We start from the raw sequence: 26565 nt of genomic DNA on the forward strand, positions 1-26565 counted from the left end.
GCCACTCGGCAACCCGGTCGGGCACCGAGCCGGCGTCGAGCGAGCACGCGATCACGGGAGCGTCCGGTGCTGTGCCCGGAGCGCGGGTCAGCGGGACGAACGTGCGCCGGTCCGCCAGCGGCTCCGGCGCCGCGGTTGCGCACGGGCACCCCTGCCCACACGGGCCCGAGGTCTCGGCCTCGGCGAGCCGCGCCGAGACGCGCTGCAGCTGGGCCGCGAGCGCCACGAGCTCACCGATGCGCGTCTGCGTCTCGACCAGCCGCACGGCGACCATCTCGACCACCTGGTGCGCGACGCTCGAGCAGTCGTCGAGGTCGTACGCCTTGACCAGGTCGGCGACGTCGGTCAGCGGGATGCCGAGGTTCTTGGTCGCGGTGATGAACCGCAGCCGGGCGATGTCGTCGTCGTCGTAGGACCGGTAGCCGTTGCCACCCCGGGCGGGCTGCGTGACGAGGCCGATGTCCTCGTAGTAGCGCAGCGTCGTGGCCGGCACCCCGACCAGCCCGGCGACCTCAGCGATGCGGTAGCTCATGCGGCGACGGTAGACCTTCGACCCGAGTCGAAGGTCAAGCCCGCGCGGGCGGATGCCGGCAGGGCGCCGGCCCCAGATCGCTCCGCGGCGGGCGGAAATGCCGTGCGACGGCGGTGCTGTCGGTGTGGGATCAGCCCATGACCGTCGAGCTCGGCACGCCGTCACCGCAGCTGCTGCCCCGCGTCGTCGAGACCCTGCGGGGCTGGCAGGACGAGTCCGCGCCCCTGCAGCTGCACCCGGGCGACCTGGGCTGGTACCGGAGGTTCGGCGCCGACGCCGCGGCCGCCGCCGTGCGGACCTGGAGCCGGGACGACGAGGTCGTCGCGATCGGCCTGCTCGACGGTCCCGACGCGCTGCGCATGACCGTCGCACCCGGCGCGTGGCAGGACGACGACGTCGCGCAGCAGGTCGTCGCCGACGTGTGCGACCCCGTGCGAGGTGTCCTGCCGGACGGTGCGGTGGTGGTCGAGGCGCCCCACGCGACGCGGGTCCACGAGCTCCTGGGCGAGCGCGGGTGGGGTGCGGGCGGGCCCTGGACGCCGTTGCGCCGCGACCTCACCGACCCGGTCGAGGTCGACGGGCTGCACGTCGAGGTGGTCGAGGCCGGGCGGACCGCGGAGTTCACCGCGGTCCACCGCGCGGCGTGGGGGAACGAGCGGTTCACCGACGAGGTCTGGCAGACGATGGCCGCCGGGTCGGCGTTCGTCGACGCGCGGTGCCTGCTCGGCCGGGACGCGGCGGGCGTGCCGGTCGCCGGGGTCACGGTCTGGTCCGCCGGTGCCGGGCGGCCGGGGCTGCTCGAGCCGATGGGCGTGCACGCCGCGCACCGCGGGAGCGGGTACGGGCGGCGCATCTGCCTCGCCGCCGCGGCCGAGCTCAGGGCGCTCGGCTCGTCGTCGGCGCTGGTCTGCACACCGACCGCCAACGTGACGGCCGTCGCCACCTACCGCTCCGCGGGCTTCCAGCCCGAGCCCGAGCGGCTGGACCGGACGCGCGGCTGAGCCGCGGTCACGGCGCAGCCCGGAGGGCTACTGCTCGTCGTCGCTGTCGTCGCGCAGGTTCCGGACCATGGTCCGCAGGGCGTCGAACGCGCTGCGCTGCTCGTCGGGCGTCAGGCCGGTCAGCATCGCGAGCTCGACGGACCGGACCGCCACCGTCGCCTGCTGCAGGCTGCGCCGCCCCGCGTCGGTGAGCGTGGTGGGCAGGACCTTCCCCACGGGCGCCTCGCTCGGCCGGCTGACGTAGCCCTCCTGCTCCAGCGCCTGGAGCAGCGCGTTCATCGACTGCCGCGTGACGAACGCGCGCCGCGCGAGCTCCGCGCTCGACATCCCGGGCCGCTGGGCGAGCAGCTCGAGGCACGCGTACCGCGTGACGTTCATGCCGAGCGGCCGGAGCACCTCCTCCATGGCCGTGCGCAGGGCGGCCGAGACCTCCTTGAGCGCGTAGCCCATGGACGTCCCGAGGTCGACGCCGGCATCCCCTTGACCCATGTCAGCATCCTGACATACGTTCTCCGTGTCAGGAACCTGACACAGACCCCGAGGAGCCCCCATGCCCGTCACCGGTCCCGACTTCGTCTCCCTGCAGGTCCGCGACCTCGCCGCGTCGCAGGCGTTCTACGAGCAGTACCTCGGCCTGGTCCGGTCGCCGGCCGGTCCCCCGCACGCCGTCGTCTTCGAGACCCGGCCCATCGCCTTCGCCGTCCGCGACGTGATGCCCGGGACCGACCTCGACTCCGCGCCCCGGCCCGGGATCGGCGCGGCCGTCTGGCTGCACGCGACCGACGTGCAGGAGATCCACGACGCCCTGGCGGCCGACGGGCACACGATCGTCGCGGCCCCCGTCGACGGACCGTTCGGCCGCACGTTCACGTTCGCCGACCCCGACGGCTACCAGATCACCCTGCACGACCGGGCGTGACCCGGGCGGCGCGGCTGTCGGGCCGCGCGGTTCGGGCCCCGTCAGGTGCCCGTGACCATCCAGGCCGTGCCGCGGGCGCGGTAGCCGGTGGTCGCGGCGCGGGCGAGCATGAAGACGCCGGAGAACGCGGCGGTCAGCCACAACAGGCCGTCGGCGCCCGGCGGGGCGTACGCGCGCACCGCGAGGGCGAACGGCACGTAGACGACGAGCGTGACGAGCCCCGCCCACGCGAGGAACCGGCCGTCGCCCGCGCCGATCAGCACGCCGTCGAGCACGAACACCCACCCGGCGATCGGCATGCACACGCCGGCGACCAGCATCCCGAGCACGATCGCGTGCCGCACCTCGTCGTCGGACGTGAACAGCGGCGCGTACAGCGCGGCCGCGCCACCGAGGATCAGCCCGAGCACCACGCCCGCCCCGACCCCCCACTGCAGCGTGCGCCGCAGGATGCCCCGGGTGCGGGGCACGTCGCCCGAGCCCAGGGCATGGCCGACGAGAGCCTGCGCGGCGATCGCGAGCGCGTCGAGAGCGAAGGCCGCGAGGCCCCAGACGGAGCTGACGACCTGGTGCCCGGCCAGCGTCACCGCGCCGAGCCCCGCGGCGACCCACGTGGTGAGCAGGATCGCGCCGCGCAGCGTCGCGGTGCGCGCGAGCAGGGGCAACCCGTGCCGCGCGCTCGCCCAGATCCCACCGGCGGCGGGCCGCAGCGACGACCCGGCGGCCCGCGCACCGCGCACGACGACGAGCCCCAGCACCACGCCCATGCCGAGCTGGGTCAGGGCGGTGCCGGCGCCGGATCCCGCGATGCCGAGGTGCAGCCCCCACACCAGCGTGACGTTGAGGACGGTGTTCACCACGGCGCCGACGACCGCGACGCCCAACGGGGTGCGGGTGTCCTGCAGCCCGCGCAGGGTCCCGGTCGCGGCCAGGACGACGAGCATCCCGACGAGGCCGGGCGCCGACCAGCGGAGGTAGGTGACGGCCTGCCGGGCGGTCTCGTCGTCGGCGCCCATGAAGGCGACCACCCACGGCGAGGCGATCCACAGCCCCGCCGCGAGGACCACCCCCAGCCCCAGCGCGAGCCACATCCCGTCCACACCCACCTGCAACGCACCCGCGTGGTCCCCGGCGCCGAGGCGGCGGGAGACCGACGCGGTGGTCGCGTAGGCGAGGAACACGCACAGTCCGACGACCGTGAGCAGCACGCTCGAGGCGAGCGCCAGACCCGCGAGCGCCGAGGTGCCCAGGTGCCCGACCACGGCCGAGTCGACCAGGATGAACAGGGGCTCTGCGACGAGCGCCCCGAGCGCGGGGATCGCGAGGGCGAGGATCTGCCGGTCGATCGTGACACGGGGCTGTCCGGTGGCTGAGATGGTTCCGACCCCCTGGCGTGCTCCACACCCGTTGAACTGCGTATGTGCTCGTCGCACCGGCGATTCGCCGACCCGACCCGCGGTATCCACAAGTCTGTCCACGGCCTGTGCACATCTTGATGCACAGGCGTCCCCACGGCGATCCACAGGTTCGACGGCGTGTTTCCACAGGGGCTCTGGGCGATTCGCGCGGCGCACCCCGGCGGTCCTACTGTGCGCGGGAACCTTCCCACGAGCGGTGCTTCGCCGTGCATGTCGGAGGGTGGGGGTAGAACACGGGTTCGAGGACTTCGTCCAGCGGGGATTGGGTGCGTAGGTGACGATCGAAGAGCTCGAGTACGGCATGCCGTCCGACGCCGGATCCGGACGGCGCGAGTTCGACCGCACCCCTCCGCAGGACCTCGAGGCCGAGCGCTCGGTCCTCGGCGGCATGATGATCTCGAAGGACGCCATCGCCGACGTCATCGAGCAGATCCGCGGCACCGACTTCTACCGCCCCGCGCACGAGGTCGTCTACGACGCGATCATCGACCTGTACGGCCGCGGCGAGCCCGCCGACGCGATCACCGTCGCCGACGAGCTGACCAAACGCGGCGAGATCGGCCGCATCGGCGGTGCGCCCTACCTGCACACGCTCATCGCGTCCGTCCCCACGGCCGCGAACGCCGGCTACTACGCGCGGATTGTGCGCGAGCGCGCGATCCTGCGCAAGCTCGTCGAGGCCGGCACGCGCATCGTGCAGCTCGGCTACGGGACCGACGGCGGCGACGTCGACGAGCTCGTCAACAACGCGCAGGCCGAGGTCTACGCGGTCACCGAGCGACGCTCGTCCGAGGACTACCTGCCGCTGTCCGAGATCATCGGCGGGACCGTCGACGAGATCGAGGCCGCCGGTCACCGCGGCGAGGGCATGATCGGCGTCCCCACGGGCTTCTCCGACCTGGACCGCCTGACCAATGGCCTGCACCCGGGCCAGATGATCGTCCTGGCCGCTCGCCCGGCCATCGGCAAGGCCCTCGCGCTCGACACCCCCCTGCCCACGCCCACCGGCTGGACGACGATGGGTGAGGTGCAGGTCGGCGACCAGCTCATCGCCGCAGACGGCAACCCGACGACGGTCGTCGCCGCGACCGAGGTCATGGTCGACCGCCCCTGCTACCGGGTCACGTTCGACGACGGCACGACGATCCTCGCGGACGCCCAGCACCAGTGGTCGACTCGCACTCGGGCCGACCGGCGGCAGAGCGACGGCGGGACGCCGAGCATCTGGACCACCGAGGAGATCCACGGCACGGTGCGCTGCGCGACGGCCGACCGCCGCGCGAACCACTCGGTCGAGACGGCCCGCCCCCTGCGCCTCCCGGACGCCGACCTCCTCGTCGACCCGTACCTCCTGGGCGTCTGGCTCGGCGACGGCCACACCGCGTCAGCCCGCTTCACGAGCGCGGACCCCGAGATCGCCATGCACATCGAGGGCCGCGGCTACGACGTGCGCTCCGCGCCGACGAGTGGGGTCGCTCGTCTCTACACCGTGTCCCTCCCCAAGGAGGAGGTCGAGACCCGCGCGTGCGAGGTCTGCGGCGCCTCCTACGTGAACCCACGCCGCCAGGTCCGGACCTGCGGTCAGTCGTGCGGCGGGAAGGTGAAGACGCTCTCCGTCGGCGCTCCCATACCCACGTGCCCCGACTGCGGCCGCGAGACGTCCGGCCTACGCCGCTGCCAGCAGTGCCACTGCGCGTACGGCACGGTGCAGGGTCGGCTCCGGACGCTCGGCGTGCTCGGCAACAAGCACATCCCGGCCGCGTACCTGCGGGCTAGCGAGCGGCAGCGGCGCGACCTGCTCGCCGGCCTGCTCGACACCGACGGCACAGTGAACCCCACGGGCAGCCCGCAGATCACGCTCACCGACGAGCGCCTTGCGCGCGACGTGCGAGAGCTCGTGCACTCCCTCGGCTACCGCACCGGCTGGTCGACTCGCACCGTCGCGGGCCGCTCGGACGCGACGTCGACGGCTTTCACCATCACCTTCACCACCGACGACGACGTGTTCGGCCTCGAGCGCAAGAAGCTCGTGCACAAGGAGCGTCGTCGTCCCTCGACCCCGCGCCTGTGGCAGCGGTTCATCGTGTCGGTCGAGCCCGTCGAGTCCGTCCCGGTCCGCTGCGTCGAGATCGCGCACCCGTCGCACCTGTACCTCGCCGGCGAGGCCATGGTGCCGACGCACAACTCCACCCTCGGCATCGACATCGTGCGGTCGGCGTCGATCAAGCACAACATGTCGTCGGTCGTGTTCTCGCTCGAGATGAGTCGCAACGAGATCGTCATGCGTCTGCTGTCCGCCGAGGCGCGCGTGCATCTGCAGAAGCTGCGCACCGGTCAGATGGGCGAGGACGACTGGGCCAAGATCGCCCAGACGATGGGCAAGATCTCCGCCGCTCCGCTGTTCATCGACGACTCCCCGAACATGTCGCTGATGGAGATCCGTGCCAAGTGCCGGCGCCTCAAGCAGCGGCACGACCTCAAGCTCGTCGTCATCGACTACCTGCAGCTCATGACGTCCGGCAAGCGCGTCGAGTCGCGTCAGCAGGAGGTCTCCGAGTTCTCGCGTGCGCTCAAGCTCCTCGCCAAGGAGCTCGAGGTCCCCGTCATCGCGATCTCGCAGCTGAACCGTGGTCCGGAACAGCGCACGGACAAGAAGCCGCAGATGAGCGACCTTCGCGAGTCCGGGTGCCTGTCCGAGGACACGCGCGTCCTGCGCGCGGACACCGGTGCCGAGACGACGCTCGGCGAGCTGTACGCGCTGCGCGCCACCGACGTGCCGGTGTGGGCGCTCGACGATCGGCTGCAGTACGTCCGACGCCACCTGACCCACGTGTTCCCGACGGGCGTCAAGCCCACCTACCGGCTCCGCCTGGCCTCCGGCAAGGAGGTCACCGCGACGGCGAACCACCCGTTCCTGACGTACGAAGGTTGGACCCCACTCGGCGAGCTCGAGCCCGGCTCACGCATCGGCGTGCCGAGGCACGTCCCCGGCCCGGAGCAGACGGCTACGTGGCTGGACCGCGACGTGACGATGCTGGCGCGCATGATCGCCGGGCGCACCGCCCCGGGTGCCGCAGTCTGGGACGACGAGGTGTGGGAGCAGCTCGGCGAGTCGCTGCCGGCCTCGCTGTTCCACCTGCCCAAGCCGCAGATCGCGCTGTTCCTACGCACACTGCTGACCCAGAACGGCGCGGTGACGCTCGACGGCGGGACGGGCCTGGTGACCCTTCGGGCAACCGGTCGCCGCGTGCTCGACGGCGTGAGCCGCTTGCTGCTGCGGTTCGGTATCTCCACGCGCATCCGCCGGTCCACCGACGGCATGGTGCTCGAGCTGGTGGAGAAGGACGACCTGCGGCGCCTCCTTCAGGAGGTCGGCATCGAGGGCCGTCACGCGGTCGCCGCGGACGAGTTGCTCAGCCGGGTCCGGGAACGCGACGTCGATGCGTCGACCGAGCCGGTCCGCATGTGGGACGAGGTCCGCACGGTCCTGATGGCCGCGGCCGCTCGTTCCCAGGCCGAAGGACGGGCGCCGCTCGCGCAGGTCGTCGACGTGCTCGACCGCGCCGACCTGCAGGTTGACGCCGTCAACGACCTGCTGTGGGACGAGGTCGTCGCGATCGAGCCGATGGGGGATCAGCAGGTCTTCGACGCGACCGTCGTGGGGACGCATAACTTCATCGCCAATGGCATCGCCGTCCACAACAGCATCGAGCAGGACGCGGACATGGTGATCCTGCTCCACCGCGAGGACGCCTACGAGAAGGAGTCGCCGCGCGCCGGCGAGGCCGACCTCATCGTCGCCAAGCACCGAAACGGTCCGACGGACACGATCACGGTTGCATTCCAGGGCCACTTCAGCCGCTTCGTCGACATGCAGGCTTAAGCCGCCGCCGGTGTAGGTTCCGCTGTCGAGATGCAACTTAGTCTGAGAGTCGCATCCCGATACTTTAAGTACCCCGCCGAGTGTGTCTGTAGACCCCTACAAGAGCGTCACTAGCCACTCACCTCAGGGCTACGACGGCGCATCGAGTCTGTCGAGCACCCGCAAGAGAAGATCGACTGACGTGGGCGTGCGCCGGCGGTCGGCCGCTCAGGACGTGGCCGCCGCGTCTCTCCAGGCACCTCCGTCGATCCGGCTGCTACGGGTGAACGACTGACCGGCGTCGCAGGGCAGCCCGTCAGCCGCCCGGTGCAACACTTCGTCCATGGCGGTGAATCTGCACCTCACGGACTGGCACGACGCCTCGCCCGACGACGCGTGGGGTCGTTCGTCGGTCGGGTGGCGTGACGATCTTTCTGACGCGGAACTCTGGGAACGCAATCGCGGGACGTGGGCGATCGGGGTCGCGGCTGACTCGGAGCGCTACGCAACGATGTCGCACAACGGCGCCGTACGAGTGGTCGCGGAACTGACCGGGCCCCGTGAGTGGGTGCTGGAAGGTGATCGAGTCCTGCACGCCCTCGTGGGGCACGTGCTCGGACCTGGCCACCCCGTCTACGAGTCACTCGTTGGTCGTCCGGTGCGCGGCCGCCACGTCTCCTACCTCGACACCTCGGACCTGGACAACCGGGCGCCGTGGCATGCGCGCAGCGCGTTCCTTCTGACCTACAACCCCGACGTGTGGCACTGGGACGATCTGGAGCTCGCCTCGGCCGTTGCGGCAACGAAGGCCGGGAGCCTATATCGCGACTCTTGGTCGATGGGCGGTCGCGAGGGTGGAGTCGAAGCGGACGATCGTGTGTTCCTGGTGCGTCTCGGCAGTCAGGGAAGGGGCATCGTCGCCAGTGGCACGGTCACAGGGCCGATCTTCCGCGACGAGCACTTCGACGGCTCAGGAAGGCAGAGCAACTTCGTGCCCGTCGACTGGGACACGGTTGTGGAAGCGGACGATCGGCTGGACCTCGTCCAGGTCGAGGCGGCGCTGCCAGGACAGCACTGGCATCCGCAGGGCAGCGGCATCAAGGTCCGAGACGAGGTCCTTCCGCAGCTCGAGATTCTGTGGGCAGAACACCTCCGAAACCTGGGGCTGGATCGGGCGGCGAGAGGCACCCATGGGGGTGGGAAGCGCGGTGTGACCTCCGGTGGCCGCGGAGGTGCCGGGCAGGGTTGGCAGGACGATCCGGCCATCCGAAAGGCTGTCGAGGATGCGGCGCAGTCGCGGATGGAAGCGCACTACCGATCGCTGGGCTGGGTCGTGACGGATGTTCGCCACTCGAAGTTCGGATACGACGCGCTGGCGGTGAAGGGCGACGAGAAGGTCTACCTCGAGGCGAAGGGGACGGTCACGAGCGGTCTCTCGGTCATCGTGTCGCCGGCGGAGGTGGAGTTCGCTCGTCGCCATCCTGGGCAGTGTGTGATCGGGATCTTGTCCAACGTCGCCGTCAGCGCCGAGGGCGAGGTCGATCCTGCCAGCGGGACTTTCGCGATGCTCGACTGGCGTCCCGACCAGGGGACATTGCGACCCCGAGGGTACGACTGGGCCCCTGCACGCGCGGACGACGAGGCAACGACAGGTTCGGCACCTGGGCGTGACCTGCCCGTGGACGACGCCTGACCGACGGCGTTACGGCGAGCCCTCGGTGAATGACGACGCACGACCGACGCGAATTCTCACCCGCCTGGTCGGGAGTGCGTCGTCGCGCCCCCAGAAGAGCTGAAAGCGCCGCCAGGAGGCTTCCTCTGCCTCGATCGCTGCGAGTTCCGCGCGGCCGGGGGAGTCCCCGGTCAACGTGTAGAGGGCTCGCAGGTGGGGTTGGCCGGGATCAGCTGGTCCGGGGCGGTGCCTACGGCGATGGGCGCGGTCGCGTGACAACCGGGCGAGTTGCCACTCGAGGTTCCGGTGGGCCTCGATGACGAGCTGACGCAGCCGCTCCGCCTCCGACGACTTGGCGAACGGCAACAGTTCGGCCAGCTCGTCTGCGACGTCCTCGACCACGGTCAGTGCGTGGTCGAGTTGGCCCCGTCGGTAGGCGTACTTCGCGCGGCAGCTCGCTGAGCAGAACATCTGGGGTCGGCCGCGGCCGCGACCGGGCCGCCGGCAGAGTCTTGGGCACTCGGGCCACAAGCACGCCGCGACGTCGGAGGACGCCACGCTTACGCCCTCGAGTCCAGCGGCGAGCTCTTCGAGAGTCGGGGTGTCATCTTTTCGATCCGACACGTTGGTCCTCCGCGCCTTGATGGCTCTCGTCGGTGCGCTGGCGGAATTGCGTAGGCCCAGTTCAGGGGACAAATCGCCTGTCTGTCTCGTGATCGGTTCAGTGGAGGCTCGGAACTGACGCTTCGACGGTAGTCGGGGCGGTGTTGTGCCGGTAGTGGTTGGCCTCGTGCTCGGCGGGTGGGACGAGTCCTGTCTCGCCGTGCAGGCGTCGGTGGTTGAACCAGTCGACGTACTCCGCGACGGCGATCTCGAGGCCGTCGACGCCTCTCCACGGGCCCTTGCTGCGGACGAGCTCGGCCTTGAACAGGGGGTTGAACGCCTCAGCGAGGGCGTTGATGCTCCTCCGTCTGTCAAGCGGCTTGCGCTGCACCGGTCGCTACGACGCGGAGGGGGCGCATCGCGGCCCAGAGCGCGGGGGCGAGGTGACGTCTGAGGCAGCGGATGATCTCGGACTTGGTCTTGCCCTCGGTCATGCGGCGGGTGACGTAGGACCCGGTCGGTTCGTGGTGCTGCATCCGTACGATCACGACCAGGTAGAGGGCTGCGTTGGCCTGTCGGTGACCGCCGCGGTTGAGTCGGTGGCGGGTGGTCGTCCCCGAGGAAGCTGGGATCGGGGCGACCCCGCAGAGCCTGGCGAACGCCGGCTCGGACCGGACCCGTCGAGGATCTGAGCCACCCCCTGCGCGACCTGGTGTGGGCTGTCGGGATCTCCCGGGCTGACGTCTCAGTCCAGGCGCGAGCGACCGAGCTCGACTGCGCCTGAGTAGCACACGGTGCTACTTTGGGTGGATGACGACCGTGGGGGTTCGGGAGCTCAGGCAGGATGCGTCAGGAGTTCTGCGTCGCGTCGAGGAGGGTGAGCGCGTCGTCGTGACTGTTCACGGACGGCCGGTCGCGGACCTCGTGCCCCACTTCGAGACCCGACCGACCTGGCGTCCGGTCACGGACTTGGCGGCACTCTTCCCCGGGGTGGATGACCCGCACTGGGACCAGGACATGTCGCTGGTCGACGGCGCGCCGACCGACCCGTTCGAGCGCGACGCTCACCGGTGAGGCTCATCCTCGACACGAACGTCCTGATCGACGGGCTGGTGCCTACCGATACGGGCGACGAAGCCGCGATCAGCATGGCGACGCTGGCCGAGCTGCGCTTCGGAGTCCTGATCGCGCGGACACCCGAGAGCAGGGCGGCGCGGATGCGGGTGCTGTCGAGTGCAGAGGGCGCGCTCGCCGCCCTGCCGATCGATGACTCGGTTGCGTCGTCGTACGCGCTGCTGGCGACGAAGACCGTCGCGGCCGGACGGCGGCCGCGGGCCCGCGCGTTCGACCTGCTGATCGCAGCGACCGCCCACGCACATGGCGCGGTGCTGGTCACACGGAACGTCGGCGACTTCGCGGGGCTCGACGACGTCCTCGAGGTTCGCGCGCCCCGACCGGTCGGGCCACCGGCTTGCGCCCGCCTGCCCTGAGGCAGCTGGCCCGTCGGGGGCGCAGTGCGTCTCTGGTTCCACGGATGGCCGCATGCGCCGGTGTCAGCTTGGATGCTCCGGCACGTCGGCTCGAGCCCCGGGATGATGCGCCGCCGGGCGGGCCTCGTGGCCCGGGCGACTGTGGGTCCGTTCCCGCTCCTTGAGCTGCGCCTCGAAGACGTGCCGGCGCCCTCCCATCGTCGCGTCGCGGACCGCCCGCTCGGCGTCGGCGAACGCCTTGTAGTAGCCGGAGTCGAACTCCTCGACGAGCTGGAACGTCCAGCGTCCGTCGATCACGTTGCGCCCGACGACCTCCTTCCGCAGCGCCTCGGCGAGGTCGGGGCGCCCGGCGGCCTCGAGCTGGTCGAGGGCCTCGGCGAGCTCCTTGTCCGCCCGGCCGACGAGCCGGTGGAACGCGTAGAGCATCCCGCGCGCGTGCTCGATCACCTCGAAGGACGCGGTGACGCCTCCGACCGCCTCGACCAGCTCGTCGGAGACCCCCGCGGGAGCGGTGTGGTCCTCGTCCGGTCCGTGCTGAGTCGACGTCATCGCGCCATCGTCACCCGCAGCGGGCGTCGTCGCGCGGCAGGCGGCGACCCGTCCTGCTCGCCGGACCAGACGCGGGGCTGCGACGCGGCCGGGCTCGACGTACGGTCGAGAACGTGCCCCGTCCTGTCCCGATCCGTCCCGCGCCCGGGCAGGAGTCGGTGTGGGACTACCCGCGCCCCCCGCGCGTCGAGCCGTGCACGGCCGAGCTCGTGATCGTGCTCGGTGGTGAGGTGGTGGCGCGGACGTCGTCGAGCTGGCGGGTGCTGGAGACGAGCCACCCACCGACGTACTACCTGCCCCGGTCGGCGTTCGTCGCCGGGTCGCTGCGCGCCGTCCCCGGAGCGTCCTGGTGCGAGTGGAAGGGGCAGGCCGCGTACGTCGACGTCGTGGGCGGGGGGTTGGTGGCGCCCCGTGCGGGGTGGACGTACCCGGACCCGGCCGCTGGTTACGAGGTGCTCGCCGGCTCGATCGCCGTGATGCCGGGCGCCATGGACCGCTGCACGGTCGACGGCGAGGTCGTCCAGGCCCAGGAGGGCGGCTTCTACGGCGGCTGGATCACCTCGCACGTCGTCGGACCGTTCAAGGGCGGTCCGGGCACTCAGAACTGGTGACGGCCGGACACCAGGTCTGGACGACCCTCGTCCGGCGCTCTCCTTGCCATGCCGTGCCCGGGGACGGGACGATCACGTCCGTCGAGCGCATCGGCGCTGGCGAGCACGGGGATCGAGCCCCGGCGGGCGGGGGCGGAGCTGCGGTGGGCACGAGGCCGGGCGGCACATCGAGGGTCACCGATTCCGTGCGCGAGCGCGCCCGGAGGTCGCTCGGGCCGGCAGCGTGGCGGTTGCGTCGGGAGTGGCAGTGGCGGCAGGCCGGCGTGCAGGCGCGGCTGGACCGTGTGGCCGTGGACGGCTTCGAGCACGAGGTCGCGGCCCACCGCACACCGATCTTCCGCGAGCTGGCCGGGGTGGACCGCCGCCTGCAGGAGAACAAGGCGGTGAACCTGGCGATCGCGGCCGGGCGGCTGGACGGCAGTGCGCTACGGCCCGGGCAGCGGATGTCGTTCTGGCGACTGGTCGGGCGGCCGAGCTACCGGCGCGGGTTCACCGACGGCTTGGTCCTGCGGCAGGGCGAGGTCGACGAGGGCGTCGGCGGTGGGCTGTGCCAGATGACCAACCTCCTGTACTGGATGACCGTGCACTCACCGCTGACCGTGGTCGAGCGCTGGCGGCACACCTATGACGTCTTCCCGGACACCGGCCGCACGCAGCCGTTCGGCAGCGGCGCCACGTGCTCGTGGCCCGTGCTCGACCTGCAGATCGAGAACCGCACGTCCGCGACGTTCCGGCTCTCGCTGACGGTCGGGCAGACCCACCTCGTCGGGGCGTGGACCAGCGACCAGGCACCGTTGCACACCTACGAGGTGTATGAGGCCGCGCACGAGATGAGGAACGACCTGCCCGGCGTCTTCACGCGTCACAACGTTCTGCGCCGACGGGTGCTCGACGGGGCCGGGAACGAGGTGGACGACGAGCTCCTCGCGGTCAACCAGGGCAGGCTCATGTACCAGCCGTTCCTGGGGGCCGGCGGCGCCGGCTAGGCGCGTCTCCCGGTGTCGAACGTCATCCGGGGCCGAGCGCGCACCCAGGCGTGGAGCGGGACTAATGCCTGGTCAGGCCCGGTGCCGGGTCGCCAGACTCGGCGCGTGACCGACCGAAGCTGGCGCGTCGTGCGCGCTCCCGAACCACCCGCCGACCTCGACCACCCCGACGCGTGGGCGCTGCACGCGTTCAGCGACGTCGAGCGCGAGCGCGAGGCCGCCGTGTGGGGCTGGACCGACCAGTGGGCTCCGCCGTGGGTCATGCACGGCGTCGTCCGTCACCAGGAGTACGACCGCAAGCAGATGCTCCTGGTGGTGCGCGCCTCGCACCCGCAGGACGTCCCGCCGCAGCCCGCTGACGTCGTCGGGGTCGCGCTCGTCGTCGTCGGCCGCGAGGCCAACACGCACCTGCTCTGGGCCGGACCGCTGGCCGTGCGTCCCGCGCACGCTCACGACGGCGTTCTCGACGTGCTGCTCGCGGGGATCGAGGAGGAGGCCGCGGCGCTCGGCTGCACGACCGTCGTCTACACGGCACCGCACGCCCCGGAGCCGCCCGCGGGGCCGGGAGCGCTCGAACCCCGCACGGGTGCCGGCCGCGTGCCGGTCGACTCGCCCGAGGCGGTCGTCTCGCTCGAGCGCGGCTACACGCTCGAGCAGGTCGGTCGCCACTCCACGCTGTACCTGCCGGTTCCGTCGCCGGTGCTCGACCCCCTCGGCGACGATGCCGCCGCCGCGGCCGGTGACACCTACCGCATCGTCACGTGGCGCGACGAGATCCCCGAGGAGCGTCTCGACGACCTCGCGCGGCTGTGGACCCGGATGAGCACGGACGTGCCGCTCGGCGAGGTCGACTACGACGAGGACCCGTGGGACGCCGACCGCGTGCGTAGCCACCTCGCGGACCTCGCAGGCCGGCAGCAGCACGTGCTGGTCGCGGTGGCCGAGCACGTCGCGTCGGGCGAGCTCGTCGCGTTCACGGTGCTCCAGGTGCCCTTCCCCGAGGTCCCGTTCGGGTTCCAGGAGGACACGCTCGTGCTGCGCGAGCACCGCGGGCACCGCCTCGGGATGCTCGTCAAGGTCGCGAACCTGCGTGCGCTCGCCGCGTGGCGGCCGGGTGTCGCGCGGATCCACACGTGGAACGCGCAGGAGAACGCCCACATGCTCGCGATCAACGTCGCGCTCGGCTTCGTGGCGGACGGTGTCGCGGCGGTCTGGCAGAAGCACCTGGCGTGATCGCACCTGCTGAAGGTCGCGGAAGCGGCCGCAGCGGACACGGCCGCGGCACAGGACCTGCTCGACGCACTTCGCCGGCGGCGCCGGCAGGGGGTGGGCTCGGATGAACCGGGCCCACCCCCTGGCTCCCACGCTCGTGGGTGTCGTGCGCCGCGCTCGTCAGCGCCGGAGCGTGAGCAGGCCCGGGCGGTACGGCAGGTTGTTGTAGTCGGCGTTCACGTTGGGGTCGCGGCCCTGGTAGAGCAGCTGCAGGTTGCACGGGTCGATCGTCTTGGTCTGGTCGGGGTTGGACCGGACCAGGTCGCCGTGGCTGATGTCGTTGGTCCACGTCGCGCCGCTGTTGGCCTTGCCCGCGAACGGGTTGCTCTCGGACGCGGCCTGCGGTGTCCACGACCCCGACAGGCTGGAGGACGTGAACGAGCGGAAGTAGCGCCCGCCCGAGCCCATCGCCTCGACGATCATCAGGTACTGGTTCTGACCGGCGACCTTGTAGACCTCCACACCCTCGAACAGGTTGGCCGTGGTGTCGCTCATGATCGTGGTGTAGCTGGACCCGAAGCTGCCCGGGAAGTTCCCGATCGGCATGCTCGCGCGGTAGATCTTGCCGTTGTCGCCGGCGAAGAACAGGTACATGTTCTGCCCGTCACCGATGAGGGTCTGGTCGATCGGGCCGGTCCCGGAGCCGGTGATGCTGCCCGTGAACAGCGGCTGCGGTGACGACCACGAGTTGACGTTCGTCGGGTCGGTCGAGGTCCGGTAGATGAACGGCCACTGACCCCACTGGTAGGCCAGGACCCAGATGTTCTTGGGCGCGAAGTAGAACAGCGTGGGAGCGACCGTGCCGGAGGGGAGGGCGTTCTGGCTCGTGGTCGCCATGTCCGACCAGTTCGTGAACGGGCTGAACGCCATCGAGCCGTAGCTGCCGTTCTCGACCTTCGACGCGTACACGAGGTGCTTGCCGTTGTGGACGACGTTCGTGAAGTCCTTCAGCGACGTCCAGCCCGACCGCGGCTGGGCGAGGGGGCCGGAGGAGTCCCACCGGTACGACGACGGCAGCGAGCACCCGGTCCCCGACGTGGGCGTGGGCGTGCCACCGCCGACGCGGACCATCTGCCACTGCTGGTTGCTGCCGTTCCAGTCGGCGTACTGCACGACGTTGCCGCCGTCGGCGGTGGAGGCGCCCTGCACCTCGACGGCCTTGCCGCTGTGGCGCGCGATCAGCTGGATGTACCCGTCGACGTCCTGGACGCTGAACTGCTGGTTCGACGAGTTGTTGTCGGTCCACTGGATGATCGCGGCGCCGTCGGCAGTGGACCGGCCGCTGACGTCGAGGACCTTGCCGGACAGGCGGGACTTGAGCCGGTAGTAGCCGCCGCCCGAGTCGACGAACTGCCACTGCTGGTTGGTGCCGTCGTTGCGCGACCACTGCGTGATGCGGGCACCGTCAGTGGTGGCCCGGGCGTACACGTCGAGGGCCTTGCCGCTGGTGCGGTTGACCAGCACGTACGACGCCGAGGTGTCGATGCTCGCTGCGGTCGCCGTCGGCGCCGCCGCGACCGCGACCGCACCGGCCGCCGCGACGCCCAGCGCGACGAGCATCGCGGACCACCGTCGTCGCGGGCTCCTTGGGCTTCTTCTCACCTGTCCATCTCCCTTCGATCCGGGAGCGGGTGCGCCGCGTGGACGGACCCACTGGCATCCGTCGTGTGATCGTTCACACGGCGTCGGGCTCAATGTCACACGGGACGATGCCCCCCGGTCCTGCCTGAAACGCTTCGTGTGGACGACGAGTGCGGTCTTCCCTGCGGCTGGCAGCGAGACGGCCCGTGATGTGATGTGCGCATGAACCTGCCCCGCTCCGCACCTGTCCCGTCGCCGCGCCCGGCAGCTCTCGTCCAGGCCGTGGACGCGCGGGTCTCGTCGTCGCACGTCGGGGTCGGCGCATGAGCCGCGTCGTCGTGACCGGCGGGGGCGGCAAGCTCGGCCGCGCCGTCGTCGAGCACCTGGCGGTGCACGGGTACGACGTGGTCAACGTCGACACCGCTCCCCCGCCAGCGGGTCAGCAGGCGCTGTTCACCCGGGTCGACCTCACCGATCTGGGCGAGGTGACCGAGGCGCTCACGGGGATCGACGACCGGTACGACGGTGTCGACGCGGTGGTGCACCTCGCGGCCATCCCCGCGCCGGGTCTGCGGCCGAGCGGCGCGACGTTCGCGAACAACGTCGTCGCCACGCACCACGTGTTCAGCGCCGCCCGCCGCGCAGGCATCACGAACGTGGTCTGGGCGTCGAGCGAGACCGTCCTCGGGCTGCCCTTCGAGACGCCTCCGCCGTACGTCCCGGTCGACGAGGAGTACGCCGTCCGCCCGGAGAGCACGTACTCCCTCGGCAAGGCCGTCGAGGAGGAGATGGCCCGGCACTTCACGCGCTGGGACCCGGAGCTCAAGCTCATCGGCCTGCGGTTCTCCAACGTCATGGACGTCGGCGACTACGCCGCGTTCCCGAGCTTCGCGGCCGACCCGCGCAGCCGGATCTGGAACCTGTGGAGCTACATCGACGCCCGCGACGGTGCCCTCGCGGTCCGCCTCGCGCTCGAGAGCGACCTGCGGGGGTTCGAGGCCTTCATCGTCGCCTCACCCGACTCGGTGCTGGACCGCCCGTCGGCCGAGCTGGTCGCCGAGTACTTCCCGGACGTCCCCGTGCGACGCCCGATCGAGGGCCGCGAGACGCTCCTGTCCATCGACAAGGCACGTCGCCTGCTGGGGTACGACCCGCAGCACACCTGGCGCGACGAGGTCTGAGGCCCGTGCCCGGTCTGTCCGACCGTGACCCTGCGTGACGGTCGGAGCCGCAGCTCCCGCAGCTCCGCGAGGCGGCGCCGCCGCTCGCGCGAGTCAGGCAGGTTGGAGGTCTCGCTGCCTCAACCGGTGGACGCCCGCCCAGGTGAGCGCAACGGCGACCATCGTCAGAGCCACCAGGGGCGTCCAGGAGAAGGGCTCCAGCGGAAGGTACGGGACTGCTGCGAACGGCAGTCCGTCCAGGACCCAGTCGGGCAGCCCGAAGACCTCACCGAGCATGGTGGCGAACCACATCGCGGCCATGACGCCCCAGGTGGCGGGCACCGCGACGCGGGGCACCCAGCCGAACAGGGCGACCGCGAGCCCGACCAGGACCATGACCGCCGGCCAGTACGCGAGCGTGGCGCCGGCCATCGCGGCTGACTGAGAGGGGTCGTCGACCGTCGCTCCGTACACGGCTCCGAGGACCGCGCCTCCGACGGCGAGCAGCACGGCGGAGCCGGCCACGGGGATGAGCAGGCGCTCCAGAGCCCAACGGGTGCGTGAGATGGCTCCGGCGAGCTGCGGCTCGAGGATGCCGGTCGCCTCGTCGCCGCGCAGCGACACTGCCGACTGGGTCGCGAAGACCGCCGTGACGAGTCCGATCATGCTGGCGAGCATCGACAGCAGTGCCGGAACACCCGCGCCTCGCAGCAGGTCGGCCGTATCGCCGCCGGCGTCGTCCAGGAGGTCGGCCATGGCCTCGGCGACGGAGCCGAACAGCACCGCGGCGAGCACGACCGCGATCGTCCATCCGACGATCGGCCCGCGCTGCAACCGCAGCCCGAGCCCCAGGGGCGAGGCGAACCGGCGTGGCGCCCATGCCCGCCCTGGCCTCGCCGCGATCAGTCCTGCGCCATGGTCACGCCGGGCTTCGAGCGTGATCGCGACCGTGCACAGCACGACGGCAAGGAGGGCGAGCAGCGCGAGGGGCCACCACCGATCGCCCGCGAACGGCTCCATCTTCTGGCCCCACCCGATCGGTGACGCCCACGTGAGCGCGCCGTCACCGAGGTCGCCCACCATGCGCAGGACGTAGAAGCCGAGGATCACCGCCGATCCGAGTGCATTCGCGGCTCGCGCGGTCCCGGCCACCTGTCCGGCAACGGCGCCGACGCCCAGGCCGACGAGACCGACTCCCGCCACTGACGCGCCCAGCACGGATGAACCCCGCAGTCCCGCGCCCGCAGGATCGAGGCCCTGTGCGGCGGAGACGAGGGTGATGCCGACGCCCACCAGGACGCACAGGCACGCCAGGACCAGCCACGAGGCGACGGTGGCGGCGTGCACCCCCAGCATCCGAGAGCGCAGCAGCTCGGTGCGGCCCGCTTCCTCGTCGGCCCGGCCGTTCCGGGTGGCGAGGAACACGACCCCGAGCGCCAGGGCCAGCGCGATCGTCATCCAGGCCTTCGTCCAGACCGCACCGCCGAGCGTGTTCGCCGCTGGCGACAGGCCGGTGAGGGCCCTGATACCGGGCGTGTTCGAGACGGCGGCGAAGTCGTCGAGCGCCGCCTGTGTGGGGAAGAGCTCCTGGTAGTAGGACGCGACGTACGCGAACATCGTGACGAGTGCGACGAGCCACGCCGCCAGACGAACCCGGTTGCGGCGCAGCTGGAGGCGCACCATCGGTCGCCACCCTGCGCAGCTCTCGAGCGTGCGTCCTCGACGGGCTGTCGGCGCGAGTCGCCGCGGAGGCGTGGCGGTCGTGGCCGTCACGGCTGCCGCTCCGCACGTGCGGACAGAGCTGCGAGCTCGTCGCCGTAGTGCCGCAGGAACAGCTCTTCCAGTGACGGCGGGTTGGCGACGAGCGAGCGCGGCCCGAGCACCGCGACGCGCGCCAGGACTGTCGGCAGCGCCGCCTCGTCGACGGCGAAGGTCACGTGCCGGTCGAGCACCGTCAGGTCGTGCACACCGGGCAGCGTCGCGAGGCCGTCCACGCCCCCGTCGAGCACAGCGGTGACCTGCGTGCGCGTCAGGTGCCGGAGCTCGGCGATGGTCCCGGACTCGACGGTGGCACCTTCGCGGATGATCGTGACGCGGTCGGCGAGCTTCTCCACCTCGGCGAAGATGTGGCTCGACAGCAGCACCGACCGCCCCTGCGCCTTGATCTCGCGGATGGACTCGGTGAACGCCGCCTCCATCAACGGGTCGAGTCCGCTCGTCGGCTCGTCCAGGAGGAGCAGCTCGGCATCGGAGGCGAGGGCGGCGACGAGCGCGACCTTCTGCCGGTTGCCCTTCGAGTAGGTCCGTGCCTTCTTGGTGGGGTCGAGCTCGAACCTCTCGAGCATGGCGTGCTTCCGCCGCGGGTCGAGCGGGCCGGAGATCCGGCAGAGGATGTCGATCGCCTCGCCGCCGGTGAGGTTTGGCCAGAGGGTGACGTCGCCGGGCACGTACGCGACGCGCCTGTGCAGCCGCACCGCATCCGTCCAGGGGTCGCCGTCGAGGAGAGCGACGCGTCCGGAGTCGGCCTTGAGCAGACCGAGGAGGACGCGGATGGCTGTCGTCTTCCCGGCCCCGTTGGGGCCGAGGAAGCCGGTCACCTGACCGGTCGGGACGGTCAGGTCCAGCCCTCGCAGGGCGTGGACGTGGCCGAAGCTCTTGTGCAGGTTCTCGACCTGCACCGCCATGGAGGCTGCCGTGGGCATGAAGGTTCCTCGGGAGGTGTCGTGGCAGGTGGAGGGAGCGGACGGCTGCGCCGTCACGCACTCTGTCGATCTGACTGCTGCTGGTCACCGTCGGGCGGGTCGCCGACGTACAGCAGGTAGTCGTCGAGCATCCGCCTGGAGGTCAGCAAGCCCTCCGTGAAGAGCTCCAGGGTCGGCAGGATCTGGTCGTGGTTGCGCGCGCTCACGGCCTCGACGAATGCCCGGGGTGTGGCGTCGGGCATGGTGAGGAACTGCATCAGCAGTGACCCCATGGTCTGGAAGACGAGGTAGCGCAGGCGCGCCTCCTCGTCTCGCGAGGGACGCACGAGTCCGGACTGGACGCTGTCGCGCATGATGTCGCGCGCCTCGTCGACGAGATGCTCGAGGAACTGCTGTGCGGGCTCACCCCCGGCATGGATCGCGCGGATCATGTAGACGACGAGCTCGGCGGAGGGCCCGGGGTCGGCCAGGTTGGCGAACAGGTACGCGCTCGGGTCGGCCAGGCTGCTCGCCTTGAGGGCCCCGTAGCGACGCAGCACCTCGGCGTCACAGTGCTCACGCAGGCCGGCCTTCGAGCCGAAGTGGTGCGTGATCAACGCGGGCGAGACGCCGGCGCGCTCGGCGATCACCCGGAACGGCGCGTCGAACCCTTGCTCGGCGAAGCACTCGACGGCCGCGTCGCGGATCCTCGCCCACGCGGTGAGCTCGCTCGCGCGCCGGTCGTCCGGCGACGATGCTGTACGCACAACCAGCACGCTATACGCGCAACCAGTCACCGGCAAGAGGTCCCTGCCTGACGCCTTCCCTCGAACAATGTTAGTGAGTAACATTCGACGGGTGCGACACCCAGGCTCCTCACCACGCGCGCGGGCGACCCAGGCGCGCATCCAGGCTGCGGCCCTGGACCTGTTCGAGCGCGACGGGTACGAGCGGACGACCACCGCGAGCATCGCGGCAGCGGCCGGCGTCACGCCGATGACCTTCTTCCGCCACTTCCCCACGAAGGCGGCAGTCGTCGTCTCCGACCCGTACGACCCCCTCATCGCAGCCGCCGTGGCGAGGCAACCGCGTCGCCTCCCGGCCACAGAACGGGTCCGTCGCGCGATGCTGAGCTCGCTCGCCACGATCGGCCCCGCTGAGGACAGCACAGCGCGGCGCCGAGTTGCTGTCGTCGCGTCGAACCCCGCGCTACGAGCCGCGGTCGTCGAGGCCAGCGCGGCGACAGAACGCGCGATCGTCGATCAGCTCGTCACGGACGGCACGTCTGCGTTCGAGGCACGTGTCGCGGCCGGGGCGTGCCTGGGCGCCGCCACCGCGGCGCTGCTGGCCATCGCCGAAGCAGAGGGCAGCCTGACCGACGTGATCACCCGAGCCCTGCAGATCCTGGGGCCGGGCGAGGACGAGGTGCCATGACCGCCGCACTCGTCGTGGAGGACGTCACCCACAGGTTCGGTGCGCTCCTGGCTCTGGACCGCTTCAGCCTCACCGTCATGCCCGGTGAGGTGGTCGCGATGATCGGGCTCAACGGCGCCGGGAAGACCACCGCCATGCGCGTGCTCACCGGACGCCTGCGACCACTCGACGGCGGGGCTCGCGTGCTCGACGACCCCGCAGACCGGCTCACGCGCCGCACGGCGACGCGGTTCGGTCACGTCGTCGACTCCCCGCTCGTCTACCCCGAGCTCACCGTCCGGGAGAACCTGCGCTGCGCGGCAACGCTGCACGGCCTCCCGGCTCACCAACGCGCCGCCGCGGCCCGTCGGGTCATCGACGAGCTGCACCTGGATCCGTGGGCGGACGCTCGAGCGCGTTCCCTGTCGGCCGGGAACCGGCAGCGGCTCGGCGTCGCGGCTGCGGTCGTGCACACCCCGCTCGCACTCGTCCTCGACGAGCCGACGAGCGCACTCGACCCGCGCGGTGTCGTGCTCGTCCGGGCACTCGTGCGGCGACTGGCCGCAGACGGTGCCGCTGTGCTCGTCTCGAGTCACCACCTCGACGAGGTCTCCCGGGTCGCGGACCGGATCGTCGTCGTCCACGCCGGACGGGTCGTCGCCCCGCTGCCACCGGGCACGGCGGACCTCGAGCAGCAGTTCTTCAGCGTGGTCCTCCGCGAGGACGAGAACCCGACGTGAGGCGGTGTGTCGTGAGTGGTGCGTGGGCTGTCGAGCTGCTCAAGCTGCGCAGGGCGATCGTCGTGTGGATCGCGACACCGGTGCTCACCCTCGTCGTGCCGTTCGCGAGCATCGAGGCCGTGGCCCTGGCCCGCTCGCCGGATGTGCCGGGGGCGGCCGGGGAGAAGTTCGCGCCGTACGCGACGGGCCCCCTGGCGCAGGCCCACCTCGAGGTCTGTGGTCAGGTTCTCGCGGTCGCGGTCCTGGCGGTCGGCGGCTTCGCCGCGGCCTGGTGCTACGCCCGCGAGTTCGTCGACGGCACGGCCGGGGCGCTCTTCGGGCTCGCGGTGCAGCGGCGCACCCTCGGGCTGGCCAAGATGCTCGTCCTGGCGGTCTGGCTGGTGCTCTGCGTGCTCGCCGCGATTGCCGTGACCGCCCTCCTCACCCTTGCGCTCGGCGGGGTCATCGACGCTGCCGCCTGGTCCACGCTGGGCGTTGCGCTGGGCGCGGGACTGCTGTCCGTGGGCCTGGTGCTCCCCTTCGGGTGGGTCGCCACCCGCACCCGCAGCCCGCTCGCGACCGTCGGCGTCCTCATCGCACTCGTCGCCGTGACACAGGTCGTCGTCCTCCTGGGCGCGGGGACGTGGTTCCCCTACGCCGTCCCGTCGCTGTGGACCGGAGCCGGTGGGCGGGAAGCCGCCGCGGCCATCCGCGCCCCGGCGCTCGCGCTGACCGCTGCCGTCGCCCCAGCGGCCGCCGTGAGCATCCGGTGGGCGTGGGGTCGGCTGACGAACGTCTAGGCGACGTCCGCCACGGCCCGACCGTACAATCTGTGGCGGAGTGCCGGGAAGCCTGGTCGGCGTCAACGTCGTCGACCCCAAGGGCCCCGCTCATGCCGTCCTCCTCTGCTCCTGCTTCCCTGCTCGCGCGTCGCTCGTGGTCCGAGACGAGCCGGATCACCGAGATCCTCCGCAAGGAGACCGTCGGCGGAGCTCTGCTGCTGCTGGCGACCGTCGCCGCGCTGATCTGGGCCAACTCACCAGCAGCCGACTCGTACGCGGCGCTGCGGGACTACACCGTCGGGCCGCAGGCGCTGCACCTTCACCTGTCGCTCGGGACGTGGGCGGCGGACGGCCTCCTGGCCATCTTCTTCTTCGTCGTCGGGCTGGAGCTCAAGCGGGAGTTCGTCGCCGGGGACCTGCGTGATCCCCGCCGCGCCGCGCTCCCGATCCTGGCAGCCGTCGGAGGGATGGCCGTACCCGCGCTCGTCTACGCGACGATCGCGGCGCGCGCCGGCGGCGACGCGCTGCAAGGGTGGGCGATCCCGACTGCGACTGACATCGCCTTCGCGCTCGCCGTGCTGGCCGTCGTGGGCACGCGCCTGCCTGCGGCGCTGCGGACGTTCCTGCTGACCCTGGCCGTCGTCGACGACCTCCTGGCCGTCACGGTGATCGCCGTGTTCTACACCGAGAGCGTCCAGCCCCTGCCGCTGCTCGGTGCACTGGCCCTCATCGCCGTGTTCGCGGTCGCCGTGCAGCGGCGGATCCGGTCCTGGTGGCTCCTGCTGCCGCTCGCGTTCGCCGCGTGGACGCTCATGCACGCCTCCGGGGTGCACGCCACAGTGGCCGGCGTCCTGCTGGGCTTCACGGTCCCCGTGATCCGTAGCGAACGTGCGGGCGGCCCCGATGCCGGCCCGGGGCTCGCCGAGCACTTCGAACGCCGCTTCCGCCCGCTGTCGGCGGGCGTGGCCGTTCCCGTCTTCGCGTTCTTCGCCGCGGGTGTGACGATCGGCGGGATGGAGGGCATGCGGGCCTCGCTGACCGACGCGGTCGCCCTCGGTATCGTCGCCGGGCTCGTAGCCGGAAAGCTCGTCGGCATCCTCGGGACCACGTGGGTCGTCGCCCGTCTCACGCGCGCGCGGCTCGACCCTGCCCTGAGCTGGTGGGACGTCGTGGCGGTCGGCGCGCTGGGCGGGGTCGGGTTCACGGTCTCGTTGCTCATCGGTGAGCTCGCGTTCGACTCAGCCCTACGCGCCGAGCACGTCAAGGTCGGCGTCCTGACCGGTTCCGTGCTCGCGGCGGGGGTCGCTGCCGTCCTGCTGCGCGCCCGCAACCGCGCCTACCAGCAGATCGAGCAGGCCGAGCGGGTCGACACCGACGCGAACGGAGTTCCCGACGCGTTCGAGGAGGCCGCGGAGCTCCGAGGCCGGGCGTGACCCCGGGACTCGGCTGCCGCGCGAGACGGACGCGGAGAGCACGACCCCAGCCGGAGTCGACGTCCGGGGATGACGCGGGCTGGGGGCAGGCCCGCGGCCTCCGCGGAGGTGTTGCCCATGGTCCCGACGATCTGCGCACGTCCTGCTGGCGCCTCAGCTCATGACGAGGCGGGGGGCGAGCTGGGCGACGCGGCGGCTCAGCTCGGTGACGGCGTGGTCGAACGCGTCGTCGCTGCCGTAGGGGACCGGATCCGGGATGGACCAGTGCACGTCGGCGGCGAGCCCGACCTCCTCGTGGGCGCGGTCGCAGACCGTGATGACGAGATCGCCCTCACGGCGGACGTCATCGACGGTCCGCGGACGTCCGTCGCGCAGGTCGACGTCGTGGCGCGCCGCCGCGGCGATCGCCCCCGGGTGGATCACGGGTGCGGGGTGGGTGCCGGCCGACGCCGCCGGGATCTGGCTGGCGCGCCGCCAGAGGGCCGCCGCGAGGTGCGAGCGCGCGGAGTTCGCGGTGCAGACGAACAGGACGCGGGCCGGGCGCGGCAGCGGGCTCGTCGCCAGGGGGCCGAGCTCGGTGGGCAGCAGGCGCAGGTAGGTGCGGCGGCGGTCGCCCTCGGAGCGCGTGCGTTCGACGAGGCCGTGCTCGACCAGGACGTTGACGTGGTGCGCGAGGAGGTTGGAGGGCATCGACAGCTCAGCGGCGAGCTCGGACGGGGAGGCGTCCCCGCGCGAGAGCAGGTCGACCACGGCGAGACGGCCGGGGTCGGACAGAGCGCCGTGCAGCGCCGCGCGGCGTTCGACCAGGGCTAGCCACTCAGTGTTCATTGAGTCAATGTTGACTGATCGACGTACGGGTGGTCAAGATGTCCGCATCCGACCTCTGCGTGAGCGCCTGAGCCACCGCGCAGCGGCCCTCGTCACGAGCCTGTCCCCCCACGACCTGAGGAGTGAGTCATGGCCCCGACCACCGACAAGCCCAGCGTCCTGTTCGTCTGCGTCCACAACGCCGGCCGCTCGCAGATGGCCGCCGGCTTCCTGTCCGCCCTGTCCGGTGGGGCCGTCGAGGTCCGTTCGGCCGGTTCGATGCCCGCCGACCAGGTCAACCCCGTCGCGGTGGCGGCGATGGCGGAGGTCGGCGTCGACATCGCCGCCGAGCAGCCGAAGATCCTCACCACCGAGGCCGTGCAGGCCTCGGACGTCGTCGTCACCATGGGCTGCGGCGACGCGTGCCCCTACTTCCCGGGCAAGCGCTACGAGGACTGGAAGCTCGAGGACCCCGCGGGCCAGGGCATCGAGTCGGTCCGCCCGATCCGCGACGAGATCCGCTCACGCATCGTGACCCTGCTCGACGAGCTCGGCGTCCCTGCCGTCGGGGCGTGAGACCCCGCGGCCTCCTCGACGCCTGACGTCGTGCACGGCCGGGACCTTCGTCCGAGGCATCGACGCGTGTCGATGAGACGGTGGTTCCATCAACGTACATCGATGGATGGAGGTGGCGTCATGGCGACTGTCGAGGTCTTCGACCCCGCGATGTGCTGTTCGACGGGGGTGTGCGGGACGGACGTCGACCCGACGCTGAGCAGGTTCGCGGCGGACGTGGAGTGGTTGTCCGGCCAGGGCGTCCAGGTGAGCCGCGCGACGCTCTCCCAGGAGCCGGGCAAGTTCGTCGGCAACCCGCTGGTGGCGGCAGTGCTGGCCGAGCACGGCGTCGACGGTCTGCCTGCGCTGCTGGTCGACGGCGAGGTCCGCGCCACGGGCCGCTACCCGGACCGCGCCGAGCTCGCGGGCTGGGCCGGGCTGGCTGCACCGGTGGACCGGCTGCTGCCCTTGGCGCAGTCGGCCGGCGGCGGGTGCTGCGGCGGCACAGGCGGGTGCTGA

Annotated in this window: 28 protein-coding genes; 16 read left to right on the top strand and 12 right to left on the bottom strand. The window is 71.6% G+C overall.

Annotated elements, in window-relative coordinates:
* Positions 1-532: MerR family transcriptional regulator (locus CWIS_RS03990; protein ID WP_048342002.1), on the bottom strand; the 532-nt coding region annotated here is incomplete at its 3' end.
* A gap of 137 nt (positions 533-669) precedes the next feature.
* On the opposite strand from CWIS_RS03990, the gene CWIS_RS03995 reads away from it, so the two are divergent.
* Complete coding sequence (locus tag CWIS_RS03995; protein WP_048341950.1) at positions 670-1533, top strand: N-acetyltransferase; 864 nt, start codon at positions 670-672, stop codon at positions 1531-1533.
* Positions 1534-1560: 27 nt separating this feature from the next.
* Here the strand turns inward: CWIS_RS03995 and CWIS_RS04000 are convergent, their stop codons facing one another.
* Positions 1561-2022 (bottom strand): MarR family winged helix-turn-helix transcriptional regulator, encoded by a 462-nt coding sequence (locus CWIS_RS04000; protein WP_048341951.1) that lies wholly within the window; start codon positions 2020-2022, stop codon positions 1561-1563.
* Between the two features lie 61 nt (positions 2023-2083).
* Between CWIS_RS04000 and CWIS_RS04005 the strand changes: the two genes are divergently transcribed.
* Complete coding sequence (locus CWIS_RS04005) at positions 2084-2452, top strand: VOC family protein (RefSeq protein WP_048341952.1); 369 nt, start codon at positions 2084-2086, stop codon at positions 2450-2452.
* A gap of 41 nt (positions 2453-2493) precedes the next feature.
* Here CWIS_RS04005 and CWIS_RS04010 read toward each other — a convergent pair whose 3' ends face one another.
* Positions 2494-3828 carry an MATE family efflux transporter gene (locus CWIS_RS04010; RefSeq protein WP_048341993.1) on the bottom strand — a complete coding sequence of 445 codons (1335 nt, stop codon included), beginning with the start codon at positions 3826-3828 and terminating at the stop codon, positions 2494-2496.
* A gap of 343 nt (positions 3829-4171) precedes the next feature.
* Here CWIS_RS04010 and dnaB point away from each other — a divergent pair, with 343 nt between their 5' ends.
* Both dnaB and CWIS_RS04020 read left to right on the top strand, forming a co-directional pair.
* Positions 4172-7753, top strand: coding sequence for a replicative DNA helicase (gene dnaB, locus CWIS_RS04015; protein WP_048341994.1), 3582 nt, complete (start codon positions 4172-4174; stop codon positions 7751-7753).
* Positions 7754-8075: 322 nt separating this feature from the next.
* A complete protein-coding gene (locus CWIS_RS04020; protein WP_082156198.1) occupies positions 8076-9425 on the top strand; it encodes a protein NO VEIN domain-containing protein in 1350 nt (449 codons plus the stop codon).
* Between the two features lie 9 nt (positions 9426-9434).
* Here the strand turns inward: CWIS_RS04020 and CWIS_RS04025 are convergent, their stop codons facing one another.
* The 3 genes from CWIS_RS04025 to CWIS_RS17930 form a co-directional block, all read right to left on the bottom strand.
* Entirely contained in the window at positions 9435-9806 is a 372-nt protein-coding gene (locus CWIS_RS04025; protein ID WP_156186534.1) for a hypothetical protein, read from the bottom strand.
* A 319-nt stretch (positions 9807-10125) separates the two neighbouring features.
* Positions 10126-10398: an IS3 family transposase gene (locus CWIS_RS04030; protein WP_048341955.1), complete on the bottom strand. Its 273-nt coding sequence runs from the start codon at positions 10396-10398 to the stop codon at positions 10126-10128.
* Complete coding sequence (locus CWIS_RS17930; protein WP_197080751.1) at positions 10379-10798, bottom strand: transposase; 420 nt, start codon at positions 10796-10798, stop codon at positions 10379-10381. The genes CWIS_RS04030 and CWIS_RS17930 overlap by 20 nt, the downstream gene beginning before the upstream one ends.
* 19 nt (positions 10799-10817) lie before the next feature.
* Here CWIS_RS17930 and CWIS_RS17935 point away from each other — a divergent pair, with 19 nt between their 5' ends.
* Both CWIS_RS17935 and CWIS_RS04040 read left to right on the top strand, forming a co-directional pair.
* Positions 10818-11081: a type II toxin-antitoxin system Phd/YefM family antitoxin gene (locus tag CWIS_RS17935; RefSeq protein WP_082156199.1), complete on the top strand. Its 264-nt coding sequence runs from the start codon at positions 10818-10820 to the stop codon at positions 11079-11081.
* Complete coding sequence (locus CWIS_RS04040) at positions 11078-11497, top strand: PIN domain-containing protein (protein WP_048341956.1); 420 nt, start codon at positions 11078-11080, stop codon at positions 11495-11497. Before CWIS_RS17935 ends, CWIS_RS04040 begins: the two co-directional genes overlap by 4 nt.
* A gap of 63 nt (positions 11498-11560) precedes the next feature.
* Here the strand turns inward: CWIS_RS04040 and CWIS_RS04045 are convergent, their stop codons facing one another.
* Positions 11561-12046: a hypothetical protein gene (locus CWIS_RS04045; protein WP_048341957.1), complete on the bottom strand. Its 486-nt coding sequence runs from the start codon at positions 12044-12046 to the stop codon at positions 11561-11563.
* A gap of 113 nt (positions 12047-12159) precedes the next feature.
* Here CWIS_RS04045 and CWIS_RS04050 point away from each other — a divergent pair, with 113 nt between their 5' ends.
* From CWIS_RS04050 to CWIS_RS04060, 3 genes are all read left to right on the top strand, one after another.
* Positions 12160-12657 carry a DUF427 domain-containing protein gene (locus CWIS_RS04050; protein WP_048341958.1) on the top strand — a complete coding sequence of 166 codons (498 nt, stop codon included), beginning with the start codon at positions 12160-12162 and terminating at the stop codon, positions 12655-12657.
* 230 nt (positions 12658-12887) lie between these two features.
* Positions 12888-13643 carry a VanW family protein gene (locus tag CWIS_RS04055; protein ID WP_231583649.1) on the top strand — a complete coding sequence of 252 codons (756 nt, stop codon included), beginning with the start codon at positions 12888-12890 and terminating at the stop codon, positions 13641-13643.
* 105 nt (positions 13644-13748) lie between these two features.
* The gene (locus CWIS_RS04060) at positions 13749-14876 is read left to right on the top strand and encodes a GNAT family N-acetyltransferase (RefSeq protein ID WP_048341960.1); all 1128 of its coding nucleotides are present in this window, start codon (positions 13749-13751) and stop codon (positions 14874-14876) included.
* Positions 14877-15035: 159 nt separating this feature from the next.
* Here CWIS_RS04060 and CWIS_RS04065 read toward each other — a convergent pair whose 3' ends face one another.
* Positions 15036-16475: a non-reducing end alpha-L-arabinofuranosidase family hydrolase gene (locus CWIS_RS04065; RefSeq protein WP_048341961.1), complete on the bottom strand. Its 1440-nt coding sequence runs from the start codon at positions 16473-16475 to the stop codon at positions 15036-15038.
* Between the two features lie 344 nt (positions 16476-16819).
* Here CWIS_RS04065 and CWIS_RS04070 point away from each other — a divergent pair, with 344 nt between their 5' ends.
* Positions 16820-17677 carry an NAD(P)-dependent oxidoreductase gene (locus CWIS_RS04070; protein ID WP_048341962.1) on the top strand — a complete coding sequence of 286 codons (858 nt, stop codon included), beginning with the start codon at positions 16820-16822 and terminating at the stop codon, positions 17675-17677.
* Positions 17678-17770: 93 nt separating this feature from the next.
* Here CWIS_RS04070 and CWIS_RS04075 read toward each other — a convergent pair whose 3' ends face one another.
* The 3 genes from CWIS_RS04075 to CWIS_RS04085 all read right to left on the bottom strand — a co-directional run bounded on the left by CWIS_RS04075 (position 17771) and on the right by CWIS_RS04085 (position 21104).
* Positions 17771-19339 carry an ABC transporter permease gene (locus tag CWIS_RS04075; protein ID WP_156186535.1) on the bottom strand — a complete coding sequence of 523 codons (1569 nt, stop codon included), beginning with the start codon at positions 19337-19339 and terminating at the stop codon, positions 17771-17773.
* An 86-nt stretch (positions 19340-19425) separates the two neighbouring features.
* Positions 19426-20358, bottom strand: a complete 933-nt coding sequence (locus CWIS_RS04080; protein ID WP_048341964.1) for an ABC transporter ATP-binding protein — start codon at positions 20356-20358, stop codon at positions 19426-19428.
* Positions 20359-20411: 53 nt separating this feature from the next.
* Entirely contained in the window at positions 20412-21104 is a 693-nt protein-coding gene (locus CWIS_RS04085) for a TetR/AcrR family transcriptional regulator (protein ID WP_048341965.1), read from the bottom strand.
* On the opposite strand from CWIS_RS04085, the gene CWIS_RS04090 reads away from it, so the two are divergent.
* The 4 genes from CWIS_RS04090 (at position 21058) to nhaA (ending at position 24684) form a co-directional block, all read left to right on the top strand.
* Positions 21058-21771 carry a TetR/AcrR family transcriptional regulator gene (locus CWIS_RS04090; RefSeq protein ID WP_231583650.1) on the top strand — a complete coding sequence of 238 codons (714 nt, stop codon included), beginning with the start codon at positions 21058-21060 and terminating at the stop codon, positions 21769-21771. The two genes, CWIS_RS04085 and CWIS_RS04090, sit on opposite strands and share 47 nt — an antisense overlap.
* On the top strand, positions 21768-22490 hold the full coding sequence (locus tag CWIS_RS04095) for an ABC transporter ATP-binding protein (protein ID WP_048341966.1): 723 nt from the start codon (positions 21768-21770) through the stop codon (positions 22488-22490). Before CWIS_RS04090 ends, CWIS_RS04095 begins: the two co-directional genes overlap by 4 nt.
* 11 nt (positions 22491-22501) lie before the next feature.
* A complete protein-coding gene (locus CWIS_RS04100; RefSeq protein WP_053071533.1) occupies positions 22502-23269 on the top strand; it encodes an ABC transporter permease in 768 nt (255 codons plus the stop codon).
* A 92-nt stretch (positions 23270-23361) separates the two neighbouring features.
* Entirely contained in the window at positions 23362-24684 is a 1323-nt protein-coding gene (gene nhaA / locus CWIS_RS04105; RefSeq protein ID WP_048341967.1) for a Na+/H+ antiporter NhaA, read from the top strand.
* Positions 24685-24837: 153 nt separating this feature from the next.
* Here the strand turns inward: nhaA and CWIS_RS04110 are convergent, their stop codons facing one another.
* Complete coding sequence (locus CWIS_RS04110) at positions 24838-25512, bottom strand: helix-turn-helix domain-containing protein (protein WP_048341968.1); 675 nt, start codon at positions 25510-25512, stop codon at positions 24838-24840.
* Positions 25513-25641: 129 nt separating this feature from the next.
* Between CWIS_RS04110 and CWIS_RS04115 the strand changes: the two genes are divergently transcribed.
* Positions 25642-26067, top strand: coding sequence for an arsenate reductase ArsC (locus tag CWIS_RS04115; RefSeq protein WP_048341969.1), 426 nt, complete (start codon positions 25642-25644; stop codon positions 26065-26067).
* Between the two features lie 120 nt (positions 26068-26187).
* Complete coding sequence (arsD, locus tag CWIS_RS04120) at positions 26188-26565, top strand: arsenite efflux transporter metallochaperone ArsD (RefSeq protein ID WP_048341970.1); 378 nt, start codon at positions 26188-26190, stop codon at positions 26563-26565.

The organism is Cellulomonas sp. A375-1, from assembly GCF_001040865.1.
Classification (GTDB): domain Bacteria; phylum Actinomycetota; class Actinomycetes; order Actinomycetales; family Cellulomonadaceae; genus Cellulomonas; species Cellulomonas gelida.

Bases quoted from the DNA above. Each gene is read 5' to 3' on its own strand.
- CWIS_RS04065 (WP_048341961.1), bottom strand. From the start codon at position 16,475: ATGCTCGTCGCGCTGGGCGTCGCGGCGGCCGGTGCGGTCGCGGTCGCG.
- dnaB (WP_048341994.1), top strand. From the start codon at position 4,172: ATGCCGTCCGACGCCGGATCCGGACGGCGCGAGTTCGACCGCACCCCT.
- CWIS_RS03995 (WP_048341950.1), top strand. From the start codon at position 670: ATGACCGTCGAGCTCGGCACGCCGTCACCGCAGCTGCTGCCCCGCGTC.
- CWIS_RS04075 (WP_156186535.1), bottom strand. From the start codon at position 19,339: ATGGTGCGCCTCCAGCTGCGCCGCAACCGGGTTCGTCTGGCGGCGTGG.
- CWIS_RS04080 (WP_048341964.1), bottom strand. From the start codon at position 20,358: ATGCCCACGGCAGCCTCCATGGCGGTGCAGGTCGAGAACCTGCACAAG.
- CWIS_RS04020 (WP_082156198.1), top strand. From the start codon at position 8,076: ATGGCGGTGAATCTGCACCTCACGGACTGGCACGACGCCTCGCCCGAC.
- CWIS_RS04005 (WP_048341952.1), top strand. From the start codon at position 2,084: ATGCCCGTCACCGGTCCCGACTTCGTCTCCCTGCAGGTCCGCGACCTC.
- arsD (WP_048341970.1), top strand. From the start codon at position 26,188: ATGGCGACTGTCGAGGTCTTCGACCCCGCGATGTGCTGTTCGACGGGG.
- CWIS_RS04095 (WP_048341966.1), top strand. From the start codon at position 21,768: ATGACCGCCGCACTCGTCGTGGAGGACGTCACCCACAGGTTCGGTGCG.
- CWIS_RS04070 (WP_048341962.1), top strand. From the start codon at position 16,820: ATGAGCCGCGTCGTCGTGACCGGCGGGGGCGGCAAGCTCGGCCGCGCC.
- CWIS_RS17935 (WP_082156199.1), top strand. From the start codon at position 10,818: ATGACGACCGTGGGGGTTCGGGAGCTCAGGCAGGATGCGTCAGGAGTT.
- CWIS_RS04115 (WP_048341969.1), top strand. From the start codon at position 25,642: ATGGCCCCGACCACCGACAAGCCCAGCGTCCTGTTCGTCTGCGTCCAC.
- CWIS_RS04000 (WP_048341951.1), bottom strand. From the start codon at position 2,022: ATGGGTCAAGGGGATGCCGGCGTCGACCTCGGGACGTCCATGGGCTAC.
- CWIS_RS04045 (WP_048341957.1), bottom strand. From the start codon at position 12,046: ATGACGTCGACTCAGCACGGACCGGACGAGGACCACACCGCTCCCGCG.
- nhaA (WP_048341967.1), top strand. From the start codon at position 23,362: ATGCCGTCCTCCTCTGCTCCTGCTTCCCTGCTCGCGCGTCGCTCGTGG.
- CWIS_RS04110 (WP_048341968.1), bottom strand. From the start codon at position 25,512: ATGAACACTGAGTGGCTAGCCCTGGTCGAACGCCGCGCGGCGCTGCAC.